Here is a 14,116-nt window from a genome sequence, read left to right on the forward strand (position 1 = left end):
ACCCAATAGTCGCGCCGACGAACCGCCGAACGCCTTCTCATTTTGTGCTTTTTGCTGGGCCGTCCGGGTGATCTGCGCTCCGTAACCGGGTTCGGCCACGTTACGTTGCCCCCTGAACGTGGCCGGTCACAGTCCGGACGACGGAGGGGACGCCCGCACGGGCGGCCGTTGGGACGGGTGACCGGTTCCTTCCTTCGCGCCGGGGTGCGGCCGGTCAGGCCCTTCGAGCAGCGGGAGGACTCGATGACCTTGCCCACCGAACCGATCGGCAGCATCCCGCGCCCGGACTACCTCGTCGAAGGCCTCGGTGAGTTCGCCGCCGGCCGGATCGACGCCGCCGCGCTCGCGGCGCTGGAAAGCCGCGCGCTGGCCGACACGATCAGCCGGTTCGAGGAGACCGGCTCCCCGGTGCTGACCGACGGCGAGCAGGGCAAGCCGAGCTTCGCGACGTACCCGCTGGCCGGCCTGACCGCCCTGGCGCCCGACGGGGTGGTGATCCCGTTCGCCGACGGCCACACCCGGCAGCTGCCGCGGCTGACCGCGGGCCCGTTCCGCTACGCCACGCACGCGGACTCCTACCTGACGCGCGCCAAGGAGCTCACCGGCAAGCCGGTCAAGCAGGCCGTGATCGCCGCGTCCGCCGTCTCGCTGATCTACCCCGCCGACGGCATCGACGGGTACTCGCAGGAGCAGTTCGTCGCCGACCTGGTCAACGAAGCCGAGGCGGACATCCGGGGCAGTCTCGACGCGGGCGCGGACAGCGTGCAGATCGACTTCACCGAGGGGCGGCTGTCGCTCAAGCTCGACCCGTCCGGCGGGCTGCTGCGGCAGTTCGTCGACCTCAACAACGCGGTGCTCGACCGGTTCACCGCGGAAGAGCGCGCGAAGATCGGCGTCCACACCTGCCCGGGCGGTGACCAGGACTCGGTGCACAGCCTCGACGTCGACTACGCGGACCTGCTGCCGGCGTTGCTCGACCTGAAGGCCGGCCGGTTCTTCGTGCAGATGGCCAGCGAGGCCGACCCGGACCGCGCGCTGCGCGTCATCGCCGACCACCTCAAGGCGGACCAGCGGATCTTCGTCGGCGTCATCGACCCGATCGACCCGCGCGTGGAGACCCCGGAAGAGGTCCGCGACCGGGTCCTCAACGCGGCCAGGTTCCTGCCGGCCGACCGCCTCGGCACGTGTGACGACTGCGGGTTCTCCCCGTTCGCCGACGACACGTCGACGTCGCGCGACATCGCGTTCGCGAAGATCAGGGCCCGCGTCGAAGGCACCCGCCTGGCGGCCGAGAAGCTGGGCTGACGGTTCTGAGGGCCCGTTTTCGGCGGGCCCTCAGGCCGTTTCCGCGGCGACCTTGATCCCGAGCGCGACGAGCACACTGCCGAGCACCGCGTCGAGCCCCCGCCGGACGCGCCCGTTGCTGAAGAACCGCTTGAGCGCCCCGACGACGAGGGCGAGGGCGCAGAACCACAGCACGGTGCCGGCGGTGGCGATCACGGCGAGTTCGAGCGTCTGCAGGGTGGAGCCGTCCGCGGGCAGGAACTGGGGGAGCAGCGCGAGGAAGTACACCGCGACCTTGGGGTTGAGCAGGTTGGTGAACAGCCCCTGCCGAAAGGCGGCCCCGGCTTTGAGCGGCTCGGCTGCCTTGTCGTCGCCCAGGTCCCGGTAGTCGCCGCGGCGCACGGCCAGCCAGCTCTTGACCCCGAGCACGACGAGGTAGCCGGCCCCGACCAGCTTGACCACGGTGAAGGCCACGGCCGACGCGGTCAGCACGGCGGCAACGCCGAGCGCGATGGCGACGACCCAGGCGAAGACACCAAGCGCGATCCCGGCGCCGGCAGCGAACCCGGCCCGCCGGCCGCCGGTGAGGGAGGTTCGCGTCACCACGACGAAGTCCGGCCCGGGGGACATCGCTCCGAGTAGGACGACCAGCAGGAACGAAGCAGCGGTGGCGCCGGGGATCATGGGCCGAGGATACGACCCGGCCGCCACCGGTTTTCCCGCGTGGTGACCAGGGATGTTCGAATTTGAACTTCGTGTAGGGTCGATCTTGTGGGTGACTCCAGGGGCGACGGCGTGACGGCGGCTGAGGTGCGGACGCGGGTGCGGATCCCGTTGCGGCTCGACGGTGGCGTCGCGGTCGAGGCCGAAGCCGTCACCTTCCGTGGCCTGGCCGACGGTGGTGAGCACCTGGCCTTCGTGCTGGGCACGCCCGGTGAGGTGCCGCTCGTGCGGCCGCACTCCGAATGTCTCACCGGGGACGTCTTCGGGTCCGCGCGGTGCGACTGCGGGCCGCAGCTGGCCGAAGCCGTTGCTCGGATCTCCGAGGCCGGTGGTTATCTGCTCTACCTGCGGCAGGAAGGCCGGGGGATCGGGCTGTACAACAAGCTCGACGCCTACGCGCTGCAGGACGGTGGGCTCGACACCTACGCCGCGAACGCCGCGCTCGGGCTGCCCGAGGATGCGCGTGACTACACCGTTGCCGCGCAGATGCTCGAGGCGCTGGGTGTGCACGAGGTGGACCTGCTGTCCAACAACCCCGACAAGGCGGCGCAGCTTCGCAACGCCGGGATCGCGGTGCGTGACCAGGTTCCGACCGGGGTTTTCGCGACCGAGAACAACGTCCGCTATCTCCGCGCGAAGGTCGAGCGGACCGGGCACACGCTGCCCGGGCTGGCCAGCTGAGGCTCAAGCCAGCCGCTGGGCCGCCGCGGCCGCCGGGCCCGTGGTCAGTTTCTCCAGGAGCCCGATCAAGACCGTCTGTTCCGACGGCGTGAGGGACGCCGACCAGGCCTGTTCGCGGGCGTTGTGCGCCTGGTACGCGTCGGTCACCGCCGTGTGGCCCGCCGTCGTCAGCGCGAGCTCGACCGCGCGGCGGTCGTGGGGGACCTGGGTGCGCGTCACCAGGCCGTCCCGTTCCAGGGTCTTGACCAGCGCCGACACCGCCGCCCGGCTCATCCCGGCGAGCCGGGCCGTGTGACGGGACTCGAGCGGGCCCGCCAGCCAGAGCACGAACAGCACACGGAATCCGCCCCAGCTCAGGCCGCGTGGGCGGTGGACCGTCGATTCCCAGTCGTAGACCAGCGCGCCGGCCAGCCGGTGCAGCGTCAGGCCGAGGCGCATCGCGACCGGGTCGGTCGCGGGCAGCTCGGCCTGCGTCTTCCCGATCGCGTAGTCGACGAACGAGAGGTAGTCGAGGTCGGCCGGTCGGTCGGTCATCGGCCCAGGTTAGGCGACGAGGGGTTCCGCGCGGCGGCCCGGCGGGTTAGCCTGGCCCGACGATAGTCAAACCTTTGACGACCAAGGAGCGCTCGTCATGACGAAGAAAGCCTTCGCCTCTTCGGCCGACCTGGCGGAGAAAGCGCAGACCCTCGAGGTGCTCGCGGACGGCGTTTACGCGCTGACCGCGGAAGGCGATCCGAACATCGGCGCGATCGAGGGTGAGGACTTCCTCGTCTGCTTCGAGGCGCTGGCCACGCCGGTCGCCGCGGGCGAGTGGCTCGCGAAGCTGCGTGAACACACCGACAAACCGGTGCGCTACCTGGTGCTGAGCCACTACCACGCGGTCCGCGTGCTCGGCGCGTCGGCGTTCGACGCCGAGGTGATCGTCGCGCACGAGAACACCCGCGCGCTGGTCGCCGAGCGCGGCAAGGAGGATTGGGAGAGCGAGTTCGGCCGGATGCCGCGGCTGGCCAAGGCCGCCGAATCGGTGCCCGGGCTGACCTGGCCGACGCTGACCTTCTCCGACCGGCTCACCATCGACCTCGGCGGTGACCGCGGTGACCTCGTGCTGCAGTACTGCGGCCGCGGCCACACCGAAGGCGACCTCGTGGCCTGGCTGCCCCGGCAGAAGATCCTCTACGCCGGTGACCTCGTCGAGGCCGAAGCCGCGCTGTACACCGGGGACGCCTTCCACCGCGAGTGGTCGTCGTCCACTTTGGACCGGGTGGCCGAGTTCGGCGCCGAGGTGCTGATCGGCGGCCGCGGCGGGGTGAGCCGTGGCACCGAAGCCGTCGACGCCGCCATCGCGCAGACCCGGCACTTCCTGACCACGATGCTCCGCGAGGTCGGCGCCGTCCGCGACGCCGGCGGGACGCTCAAGGAAGCCTTCGAGCGCACGCACGCGGCGCTCGTGGAGGGCTACGGGCACTGGCCGATCTTCGAGCACTGCCTGCCCTTCGACGTCTCCCGGCTGTGGGACGAGCTGGGCGGCATCGAGCGGCCGGTGGTGTGGACGGCCGAACGGGACCGCGAAGTCTGGGACCAGCTGCAAGGATGACGGTCGCGGTCCTCGGCAGCGGCCCGGTCGGCCAGACGGCCGCGCTGCTGCTCGCGCGCTGGGGTGTGCCGGTGGTGCTCGTCGACGAGCACCCGGTGCGCGATCCCGTGGGCTCCAAGGCGATCTGCCAGCAACGGGACACTTTGGACGTCTGGGCGTCGCTCGGCGCCGGCTGCCTGGCCGAGGAAGGCCTGACCTGGACGACCGCGCGGACGTTCCACCGCGACCGGGAGCTGTTCTCGCTGAAGCTGCCGGACGGCGGGTCCGCGCTGCCGCCGTTCGTGAACCTCTCGCAGGGGCGGGTCGAGGAGGTCCTGGACGGGCTGATCGCCGAGCAGCCGCTGATCGACGTCCGTCGCGGCCACCGCGTCACCGGGCTGACCCAGCCCGGCTGCGTCGAAATCCTCTGCGAGACCGCGGACGGGCCTCGCCGGATCGAGGCCGACTACGCCATCGCCGCCACCGGCGCCCGCGGTGACGTCGTGCGGCGGGCCCTGGGGCAGCACCTCACCGGGGTGTCCTTCCGGGACCTGTTCCTGATCTGCGACATCCGGGCCGACCTGCCGGGCTGGGCGGCGGAGCGCCGGTTCTACTTCGACCCGCCGTGGAACCCGGGGCGCCAGGTGCTGATCCACCCGTGCCCGGGCTCGCAGTTCCGCATCGACTGGCAGGTCCCGGAGGACTACGACCTCACCGCGGAGGAAACCGGCGGTGCCCTGGACAAAAGGATCCGGGCGATCCTCGGCGACCGGCCGTACGAGGTCGTCTGGCGCTCGGTGTACCGGTTCCACACCCGGCTGGTGGAGCGGATGCGGGCCGGGCGGGTGCTGCTGGCCGGGGACTGCGCGCACCTGGTCGCCCCGTTCGGTGCGCGCGGGCTCAACTCGGGTGTCGCCGACGCGGAGAACGCCGCGTGGAAGCTGGCCTGGGTCCTGCGCGGGCACGCGGGGGAGGAGCTGCTGGAGAGCTACCACACCGAGCGGCACGCGGCCGCGGTGGAGAACGCCGAGGTGACCACGGCGACGATGGACTTCCTGGTGCCCCAGGACGAAGCACGCCGCCGGCGCCGCGCCGAGGTGCTGGCCGGGGGTGTGCACGCCGAGGTCGACTCGGGCCGGCTGGCCGAGCCGTTCTGGTACGCCGATTCACCGCTGACCACACCGGATCCGGGACGCCCGTTCGCCGGCCGGCCGCCGCGTGGCGCCCTGCCACCGCCGGGGCCCGGGGTGCTGCTGCCGGACGTCACCGTCCCGGGTGGACGGTTGCGGGACCTGGCCCGGCAAGGGTTCCTGCTGCTGACGACCCCCGGTGTCGAAGCCAAGGGATTGCGGTCTGTGGAGATCCCGGCGGGTGGGGCGCTGGGCGCGCGTCCGGGCGAGGCCTGGCTGGTCCGCCCGGACGCGTACGTCGCCGCGGTGCTGCAGGACCCGGCGGAGCTCGGCCGGGCCCTGCAGCGGTGTCACGGGTAGTTGTTCAGCGGGCTCACCTGGTGGGCGGTGTTCGCCGGGTCACCGGTGTCGTTGACGACGTGGGCGATCGTGCCCACCCCGCCGAGCGACACCGACACCAGGTTGTGCAGCCGCACCCCGCCGTTGTTCGGCACCTCGAAGGAGTGACTGGCAACGATGGACGGATTGGTCTGGAAGAAGCAGTAGCTGCCCAGACCCCACCCTTCATGGCTGGTCACCGAGTCGGCCACCTTGTACGCCGCCCAGCCCTGCCGGCCACCGCCGCTGGTCCAGGACGCCTGGTCCGGCGGGTCGTACGGCATCTCGTTCTGGAAGAAGTACGTGCGCCCGCCGTTGCCGTTCCAGAGCACCTCGTACTGCTGGTAGTGCTCGACGAACAGGCCGTACATGGTCACGTTCGCGCCGTTGACCACCAGGCCGTTCGCCGCGGTGTTGACGTTCCAGCCGACGCCGTTCGAGTGGTCGCCGCGCCACAGCCACATGTGGTCGCCGATGACGTTGTTCGAGTTGACCACCAGCGTCTGCGTCGCCCGGCCGACGGCGGCGCCGCCGATCCGGAAGAACACGTCGTGCAGCGACGTCGGGTCGGCGCTGTGGTTGGCGTTCGAGCCCGGCTGCCCGACCTGCATCAGCACCGGCGAGTTGACCGCGCCGGCGTCGATCAGCAGCCCGGCCACCTTCACGCCGTCCACATCGGACACGTTGATCGCCGCTGTCCCGTTGGTGGGCTGCAGCGTCGCGAGGCCGAGGCCGAGCACCACGGTGTCCGGGCGCGTCACGTTCAGCGCCTGGTCGAGGTGGTACACACCCGGCGTGACGAGCAGGTTCTTGCCCGCCGCCAGCGCCGCGTTGATCGTCGCGGCCGAGTCGGACGGCTTGGCGACGTAGAACTCGCTGAGCGAGATCGACGAGCCGGCCGGCGCGCCGTGGCCCCAGCTGGTGCCGACCGAGTTCTGCCGCACCGCGGGCACGAACACGTTGTAGCTGCCCGAACCGTCCACGTAGAGGAAGGGCTTCTCGCGGATCACCGGGGTCTGGCCGACGACCGTCTCCGGCGGGTTCGGGAACGACGCCGGTGGGGTGCCGGTCGAGCCGACGAACACCATGTTCCACACGCCGCCCGCCCAGCTGCCGAGCTCGCTGTTGCGGGTCAGGAACTGCTGCTGTGAACCGGAAACCGCCTGGCCGTCGATCTTGCTGTCGGCGATCAGGCCGCCACTGGCCCAGCCGTCCCCGCCGTTCCACAGCTGGATCTGGCTGCCCTTCAGGTGCATCCGCCGGTAGGGCGCGGCCTGCGCGACCGCCCAGCGCTCGACCTGGCCGGCCGGCAGCGTCACCGACAGGTTCTCGGCGGAGCGCCAGAAGTTCTGCGTCGCGTTGCCCTTGTTGGCCGGGTTGTCACCCTGCTGCAGCCAGTCCGCCTCGACGCGGACGTGCCCGTTGAGGTTGACGTCGTCGGGGGAGAGGCCGAGGCCGGCGACCTGCTCGTAGAAGCCGAGGTTGACGTCGGCGGTGTAGGTGCCCGGCTTGAACAGCACGGCGTAACGCTCGTTGCCGAACTGGTTGGTGTGCTGCTGGTTCGCGATCTGCGTCAGCCGGTTCTGGATCGTGGCGGCCGGGGTCGACGGGTCGAACACCGACACGTTCGGCCCGAGGTCCGGGTTGCGCGGGTCGGTCGGCGGGATGGTGGTGCCGCCGCCGGTGCCGTGCGCCGCGACCTCCCACAGCGAGTAGCCGTACCCCGTCGCCCGCTGGGTGCCGGTGATCCGGAGGTACCGGCCGGTGCCGGTGACGGGCACGGTCTGCGTGCCGCCGGTGCCGCTGGTGGTCGAGTACGCCGTGGTCCAGGTGCTCGCGTCGGCCGAGAGCTGCACGGTGAACGCGCTGGCGTACGCGGCTTCCCAGCTGAGCACCACGTCGCAGAGCTGCTGCGCGGAGCCGAGGTCGACCTGCAGCCACTGCGGGTCGGCGAACGCGCTGGACCAGCGGGTGCCGGTGTTGCCGTCGACCGCGGCGGACGCGGGTGTCCCGCCGTTCTCGGTGGACGACGCGGTGGCGGTGCGGCCCTGCGCGAGGTTGGTGGTCCCGCACGCGGCGGCCTGGGCCGGCGCGGAGCCGACCACCACCGCGGTGGTGAGCGCGGTGACGAGGGTGGTCGTGAGGACGAGTAGGCGGTGTACCGGGGAGAACGTCGTTGATCTCATCTGCCTGCCTGCTGCTCGGAACGGACGCCGGAAGGAGCCGCGCGGCGGTGCCGGGCGGCGGCGGACCGGGCGAGCCCCACAGCTCGCGCCGGTGTCGGGTGGTGCGGCGGGTTCGCGCGCGGGGCACCCGTCCGGCATCGTGAGCCGGAAGAGCGGTGCCGGGGCAGGTGCGACGGCGCGAACCGGTCAGCCCGAAAAGTGTTCTGGTGCGGGGGAACCATCCCGGGTGGCGGTCACGGAACCGGTTCCGTCCGGCGGTTCGCAGTTAACAGCGCGGGTGTCCGCGGCGTCAAGGATCCGGCGCGGATTCGTTCTCCCGGACCAGTCCGCGAGGTGGTCCGCGACCGTCCGGCGCAGTGTCGTTGACATTTTGCAGCTCTTTATTTATATCTTGAACTAAGAGCGTTCCGAAGGGTGGGGCCCACACCCCGCGCCGAGGACCACGTGAGCCGATCCGCGCCGGGGCAAGGCCGCCCCGGCGCCGGTTCGCCGTGGAGGTGCCCATGCAACGCCGCATGCCGAGAACCCGGGTCCGCTGGAGCGCACTCGCCGTCCTCGCCCTGACCCTGGCCGCCCTGCTCACCGCGCCGGTCGCCCAGGCCGCGCCCGTCCTGCTCTCCCAAGGCCGTCCCGTGACGGCGTCCTCGAGCGAGTCCGCCGCGTTCGGAGCGAGCGCCGCAGTCGACGGCGACCCCGGCACCCGCTGGTCGAGCGGCTTCAGCGACCCGCAGTGGCTCCAGGTCGACCTCGGGTCCACCCAGCAGCTGTCCCAGGTCGTGCTGAACTGGGAAGCCGCCTACGCCAAGGCCTTCACGATCCAGGCGTCCACCGACGGTGCGACCTGGACGTCGCTCTACTCGACGACCACCGCGACCGGCGGGAACCAGACGCTCGCCGTCACCGGCAGCGGCCGGTACGTCCGGCTCACCGGCACCCAGCGCGCCACGCAGTACGGCTACTCGCTGTGGGAGCTGCAGGTCTACGGCGGGGGCGGCACCACCCAGCCCGGTGATGTCCTGCTGTCGTACGGGAAGTCCGGCTCGGCCTCGTCCTACCAGGACGACGGCGCCTGCCCCGGCTGCCTCCCGGCGAAGGCGTTCGACGCCGACCCGGCCACCCGCTGGGCGACCAGCGCCACCACCGGCTGGGTCGACCCGGGCTGGCTGACCGTCGACCTCGGCGCGACCGCGACCGTGCACCAGGTGGTCCTGCAGTGGGACCCGGCCTACGCCGTCGCATACCAGATCCAGGTTTCGAACGACAACACGAACTGGACGTCGCTGTACTCGACCACCACCGGCAAGGGCTTCAAGGAGACGCTGACCGTCAACGGCTCCGGGCGCTACGTCCGGATGTACGGCACCGCCCGGTCGAACGGCTACGGCTACTCGCTGTGGGGCTTCGACGTCTACGGCACCGGCGGCAACCCGACCACCCCGCCGCCCGCGCCGCCGGCCCCGCGCTTCCCGGGCACCCTGGTCTGGAGCGACGAGTTCAACGGCGGTTCGGGCGCGGCCCCGGACGCGAGCAAGTGGACCGCCGAGACCGGCCCCGGCGTCAACAACGAGCTCGAGTACTACACGAACAACAACAACGCGAAGCAGGACGGCCGCGGCAACCTCGTCATCCAGCTCCGCCGCGAGGCGACACCCGGTTCGGCGTGCCCGATCGACCCGATCAGTGGCAGCGGCACCTGCCAGTACACCTCGGGCCGGATCAACACCGCGGGCAAGTTCAGCTTCACCTACGGCCACGTCGAGGCGAACATCAAGGTGTCCGGCACGCAGGGTCTCTGGCCCGCGTTCTGGCTGCTCGGCGCGAACTTCTTCAGCGGCACGCCGTGGCCGAACTGCGGTGAGATCGACATCATGGAGCACGTCGGGAAGTCGCCGAACCTGGCCTACTCGACCATCCACGCCCCGGCCTACAACGGCGCCGGCGGCATCGGCGCGCCCCTCGACCTGGGCCAGGACGTCTCCGCCGGGTTCCACAAGTTCGGTCTCGACTGGGACGCGTCGCACATGACCTTCTACGTCGACGGGAACGCCTTCGAGACGATCAACCGCGCCACGGTGGAGAGCACGCGCGGGCCGTGGGTCTACGACCACCCGTTCTTCCTGATCCTCAACAACGCCATCGGCGGGGACTTCCCCGGTCCGCCGGGAGCCGGGACCGTGCTCCCGCAGGACATGGTGATCGACTACGTCCGGGTGTATCAATGAGGAGGCGACGGCTCGCGCTCGTCACCGGCGCGGTGGTGGCCGCCGGACTGCTCACCGCGCCGCTGTTCACGGCCCAGGCGGCTCCGGCGCTGCTCTCGCAGGGGCACGCCGTGACCGCGTCCTCCAGCGAGAACGCCGCGTTCCCGGCTTCGGCCGCGGTCGACGGCGACCCGGGTACCCGCTGGTCGAGCCTGGCCGCCGACCCGCAGACGCTGCAGGTCGACCTCGGCTCGGCGTACCCGCTGAACCAGGTGGTGCTGCAGTGGGAGGCCGCCTACGCGAAGGCGTTCACGATCCAGGCGTCCGCCGACGGCACCCAATGGTCCACTGTGTACTCGACGACGACGGGCACCGGCGGCACGCAGACGCTGCCGGTGTCGGGCAGTGGCCGGTACGTCCGCCTGACCACCACCCAGCGCGCGACCCAGTGGGGTGTGTCGTTGTGGGAGTTCCAGGTGTTCGGCGACGGTGCGGCGCAGGCGTGCGGCAGCGCGAACGCCGCGTTGCGGCAGCCGTCGTCGGCGTCCAGTGTCCAGTCCGACGCGTTTCCGGTGTCCGCCGCCTTCGACGGCGATCCGGGTACGCGCTGGTCGAGCCTGGCCGCGGACCCGCAGTGGATCCAGGTCGACCTCGGCAGTTCACGTCCGGTCTGCGGCGTCGACCTGACGTGGGAGGCGGCGTACGCGAGCGCGTACACGATCCAGCTGTCCACGAACGGCTCGTCGTGGACCACGGCGGCTACCGTGACCGGCGCGGGCGGCATCGAGCACCCGGCCGTGTCCGGCGCCGCCCGGTACGTCCGGCTCAACGCCACCGCGCGGGCCACGCAGTGGGGGATCTCGCTGTGGGAGTTCGCGGTGCACACGAGTGACAGCGCACCGCCGACAACCACGCCGACCAACCCGGGTGGCTGCCCGTGGGTCGGGTCCACTGCGCCCGTCGCCGACCGCGTCAACCAGCTCATGGCGGCCATGACCGCGCAGCAGAAGATCAAGGTGCTGCACGGCAACGGCGCGACCGGGCCGTACATCGGCAACACCGACGCCGTGCCCGAGCTGTGCATCCCGGCGCTCGGCCTGCAGGACGGCCCGGCCGGGGTCGGTGACGGCCTCGACGGCGTCACCCAGTTCCCGGCGCCGGTGTCGGCGGCGGCGACCTGGGACACCGGCCTGATGAACCGGTACGGCTCCGCGATGGGCGCCGAGTTCGCCGGGAAGGGTGTCGACATCGCCCTCGGCCCGACGATCAACCTGGTCCGCGACCCCCGGTGGGGCCGCAACTTCGAGACCTACGCCGAGGACCCGTACCTCGCCGGCGCGGCCGGGACCGCGACGATCCAGGGCATCCAGAGCCAGGGCGTGATGGCGCAGGCCAAGCACGCGGCGGCCTACAACGTCGAGGCCGGGGCGTCGCGCGGGACGCCGTCGGACAACGTGATCATCGACGACCGGACCCTGCACGAGCTGTACCTGCCGGCGTTCCAGCAGGTGGCGAGCCAGGGCCAGGTCGCGTCGATGATGTGCGCCTACAACCAGATCAACGGCGTCCCAGCCTGCCAGAGCAGCGGCGTGCTCACGACCGCGATCAAGCAGAACGCCAACTGGGGCGGGTTCGTGGGCTCCGACTGGGGCTCGGCCACCGGCGGCCCGCGGCAGCTGGCCAACGGCGGGCTCGACATGGAGATGCCCGGCGGCGCGTTCTTCGGCCAGGGTCTGCTCGACGCCGTTTCCCGCGGCGAGGTGACGCAGGCGCGGGTCGACGACATGGTCCGGCGCGTGCTGACCCAGATGGTCAAGTTCGGCGTGTTCGACCGGGCCCGGCGCGGCACCCCGCAGTCGGTCGTGACCAACGCGGCGAACGTGACAACTGCCAGGGACGTCGCGGCGGCCGGGTCGGTGCTGCTGAAGAACAACGGCGTGTTGCCGCTGACGGCGTCGACCAAGTCGATCGCGCTGTCCGGCGGCGACGGGATCGACCCGCAGAACATCGGCGGCGGCAGCGCCAAGGTCAATCCCTCCCCGGCGTCGGTGAACCCGATCAACGGCATCAAGGCGCGGGCCGGGTCCGGCGTCACGGTGTCCTATGTGGACGGCGCGGGCGAGCACGTCCAGACGCCGAACATCCCCGGTGCGGTCACGGCGGCGAAAGCCGCGGACGTCGCGATCGTGTTCGCCAGTTACGGCGAGTCCGAGACCCAGGACCTCGACACGATCGACCTGCAGAACCAGCAGAACGAGCTGATCGACGCGGTGGCCTCTGCGAACCCGCGCACGATCGTCGTGCTCAACACCGGTTCGGCGGTGACGATGCCGTGGTTGTCGAAGGCAGCCGCGGTGATCGAGGGCTGGTACCCGGGCCAGGAGAACGGCAACGCGATCGCGTCGCTGCTCTACGGCGACGTCAACCCGTCGGGCAAGCTGCCGGTCAGCTTCCCGAAGCAGATCGCCGACCTGCCGACGGCGAACGTCCAGCAGTTCCCGGGCGCGAACGACCGGATCGAGTACTCGGAGGGCCTGAACGTCGGATACCGCTGGTACGACGCCCGGAACATCGAGCCGCTGTTCCCGTTCGGCTTCGGCCTGTCGTACACGACGTTCGGATTCTCGAACCTGGTCGTCACGCCGCAGGGGACCAACGGCACGGCAACCGTGACGGCGACAGTCACCAACACCGGCACCCGCGCGGGCGCCGACGTCGTCCAGCTCTACGTCGGGCAGCCAGCCGCGAACGGAGAGCCGCCCAAACAACTGAAGGGATTCAAGAAGGTGCAGCTCGACCCCGGGCAGAGCCAGGTCGTGTCGTTCCCGCTCACCCCGCGCGACCTCGCGCACTGGGCCGGGTCGTGGACGACGAACGCCGGGCAGTACCGGGTCTACCTCGGTGATTCGTCGCGCAACGTCCCGTTGTCGGCGGGGCTGACCGTCTCCTGAGTCGACTCCCGGATCACCAGGGACGTCGGCACGATCAGCGGCTCGCCCGGCTGGGGCGCCCCACCCAGCTGGGCGAGCAGCTGCCGCGCGGCCGCCTCGCCCATCTCCCGTGACGGCTGGCGGATCGTCGTCAGCGGCGGCTGGGTGTGCGCGGCCAGGGGGATGTCGTCAAAACCGACCACGGCGACGTCCCCCGGCACCGCGCGGCCGGCCTTCCGGAGCCCGGCGAGCACCCCGGCCGCGGTGAAGTCGTTGTGCGCGAAGACCGCGTCGAACGCCGGGCCCGTTTCGAGGAGCTGGAGGATCGCGGCCTCGCCGCTTTCGCCGGTGAAGTCGCCTTCGATGATCAGCCGCGAGTCGAGCGTCAGACCGGCCTCGCGGACGGCGTCGTGGAAGCCGTTGAGCCGGTCGCTCGTGCAGCCGAAGTCGCGCGGGCCGGTGACGGTGGCGAGCCGGGTGCGGCCGATGTCCAGGAGGTGGCGGGCCGCGGCCGCGCCGCCCTGCCGGTTGCTCGTGCCCACGGACGGGAACGCGGGCCGGCGGCCGCGGTCGTCGATCACCACCACCGGCAGCCCGGAGTCGTGCAGCACCCGCAGGTGGCGCACCGCGTCCGGCGGTTCGACGAGCAGGAGCCCGTCGAACGCCTTCGCCGACACCTGCCGCGAGAACTCCTCCAGGGAGTCGGCGCCGCGGTTGGCGGTGGACAGCAGCAGGCCGTAGCCCTTCGACTCCACGACGTCGGCGACGCCCTGCAGCACTTCGCCCATCCACGGCCAGGTCAGCCCCGGCACCAGCATCCCGACCGTGCGGGTCACCCCCCGGGCCAGCCCGACCGCACCGGCACTGGGGATGTAGCCGGTCGCCGCGATCACCTCGCGCACCCGGATCGCGGTCGCCGCGTCCACATCGGCCTTGTTGTTGAGCACCCTCGACACGGTCGTCTTGCTCACCCGGGCGCGGCGGGCGACCTCGGCGATCGTGACGCGCATCCGTCCTCCCGAGCCAGGGG

At 71.4% G+C, this 14,116-nt stretch carries 10 protein-coding genes; 6 read left to right on the forward strand and 4 right to left on the reverse strand.

What is annotated here, in order from left to right; translation table 11 throughout:
- Window positions 1-243 precede the first annotated feature (243 nt).
- The gene (locus ACIA5G_RS31575) at window positions 244-1,305 is read left to right on the forward strand and encodes a cobalamin-independent methionine synthase II family protein (protein WP_395929760.1); all 1,062 of its coding nucleotides are present in this window, start codon (window positions 244-246) and stop codon (window positions 1,303-1,305) included.
- Between the two features lie 30 nt (window positions 1,306-1,335).
- Here the strand turns inward: ACIA5G_RS31575 and ACIA5G_RS31580 are convergent, their stop codons facing one another.
- Window positions 1,336-1,968: a LysE family translocator gene (locus ACIA5G_RS31580; protein ID WP_395929762.1), complete on the reverse strand. Its 633-nt coding sequence runs from the start codon at window positions 1,966-1,968 to the stop codon at window positions 1,336-1,338.
- 87 nt (window positions 1,969-2,055) lie between these two features.
- Here ACIA5G_RS31580 and ribA point away from each other — a divergent pair, with 87 nt between their 5' ends.
- A complete protein-coding gene (ribA, locus tag ACIA5G_RS31585) occupies window positions 2,056-2,688 on the forward strand; it encodes a GTP cyclohydrolase II (protein WP_395929764.1) in 633 nt (210 codons plus the stop codon).
- Window positions 2,689-2,691: 3 nt separating this feature from the next.
- Here the strand turns inward: ribA and ACIA5G_RS31590 are convergent, their stop codons facing one another.
- Entirely contained in the window at window positions 2,692-3,222 is a 531-nt protein-coding gene (locus tag ACIA5G_RS31590) for a MarR family winged helix-turn-helix transcriptional regulator (protein ID WP_395929766.1), read from the reverse strand.
- A 97-nt stretch (window positions 3,223-3,319) separates the two neighbouring features.
- On the opposite strand from ACIA5G_RS31590, the gene ACIA5G_RS31595 reads away from it, so the two are divergent.
- Both ACIA5G_RS31595 and ACIA5G_RS31600 read left to right on the forward strand, forming a co-directional pair.
- On the forward strand, window positions 3,320-4,282 hold the full coding sequence (locus ACIA5G_RS31595; protein WP_395929768.1) for an MBL fold metallo-hydrolase: 963 nt from the start codon (window positions 3,320-3,322) through the stop codon (window positions 4,280-4,282).
- On the forward strand, window positions 4,279-5,751 hold the full coding sequence (locus tag ACIA5G_RS31600) for an FAD-dependent monooxygenase (RefSeq protein ID WP_395929770.1): 1,473 nt from the start codon (window positions 4,279-4,281) through the stop codon (window positions 5,749-5,751). Before ACIA5G_RS31595 ends, ACIA5G_RS31600 begins: the two co-directional genes overlap by 4 nt.
- On the opposite strand, the gene ACIA5G_RS31605 is transcribed toward ACIA5G_RS31600, so the two are convergent.
- Window positions 5,742-7,955 carry a discoidin domain-containing protein gene (locus tag ACIA5G_RS31605; protein ID WP_395929772.1) on the reverse strand — a complete coding sequence of 738 codons (2,214 nt, stop codon included), beginning with the start codon at window positions 7,953-7,955 and terminating at the stop codon, window positions 5,742-5,744. The genes ACIA5G_RS31600 and ACIA5G_RS31605 overlap by 10 nt on opposite strands.
- A gap of 515 nt (window positions 7,956-8,470) precedes the next feature.
- On the opposite strand from ACIA5G_RS31605, the gene ACIA5G_RS31610 reads away from it, so the two are divergent.
- Window positions 8,471-10,177 (forward strand): discoidin domain-containing protein, encoded by a 1,707-nt coding sequence (locus tag ACIA5G_RS31610; protein ID WP_395929774.1) that lies wholly within the window; start codon window positions 8,471-8,473, stop codon window positions 10,175-10,177.
- On the forward strand, window positions 10,174-13,107 hold the full coding sequence (locus ACIA5G_RS31615; protein WP_395929776.1) for a glycoside hydrolase family 3 C-terminal domain-containing protein: 2,934 nt from the start codon (window positions 10,174-10,176) through the stop codon (window positions 13,105-13,107). The genes ACIA5G_RS31610 and ACIA5G_RS31615 overlap by 4 nt, the downstream gene beginning before the upstream one ends.
- On the opposite strand, the gene ACIA5G_RS31620 is transcribed toward ACIA5G_RS31615, so the two are convergent.
- Window positions 13,050-14,096, reverse strand: coding sequence for a LacI family DNA-binding transcriptional regulator (locus ACIA5G_RS31620; protein ID WP_395929778.1), 1,047 nt, complete (start codon window positions 14,094-14,096; stop codon window positions 13,050-13,052). The genes ACIA5G_RS31615 and ACIA5G_RS31620 overlap by 58 nt on opposite strands.
- Window positions 14,097-14,116: the final 20 nt, after the last annotated feature.

The sequence above is a fragment of the Amycolatopsis sp. NPDC051758 genome (assembly GCF_044453095.1).
Lineage (GTDB): Bacteria > Actinomycetota > Actinomycetes > Mycobacteriales > Pseudonocardiaceae > Amycolatopsis.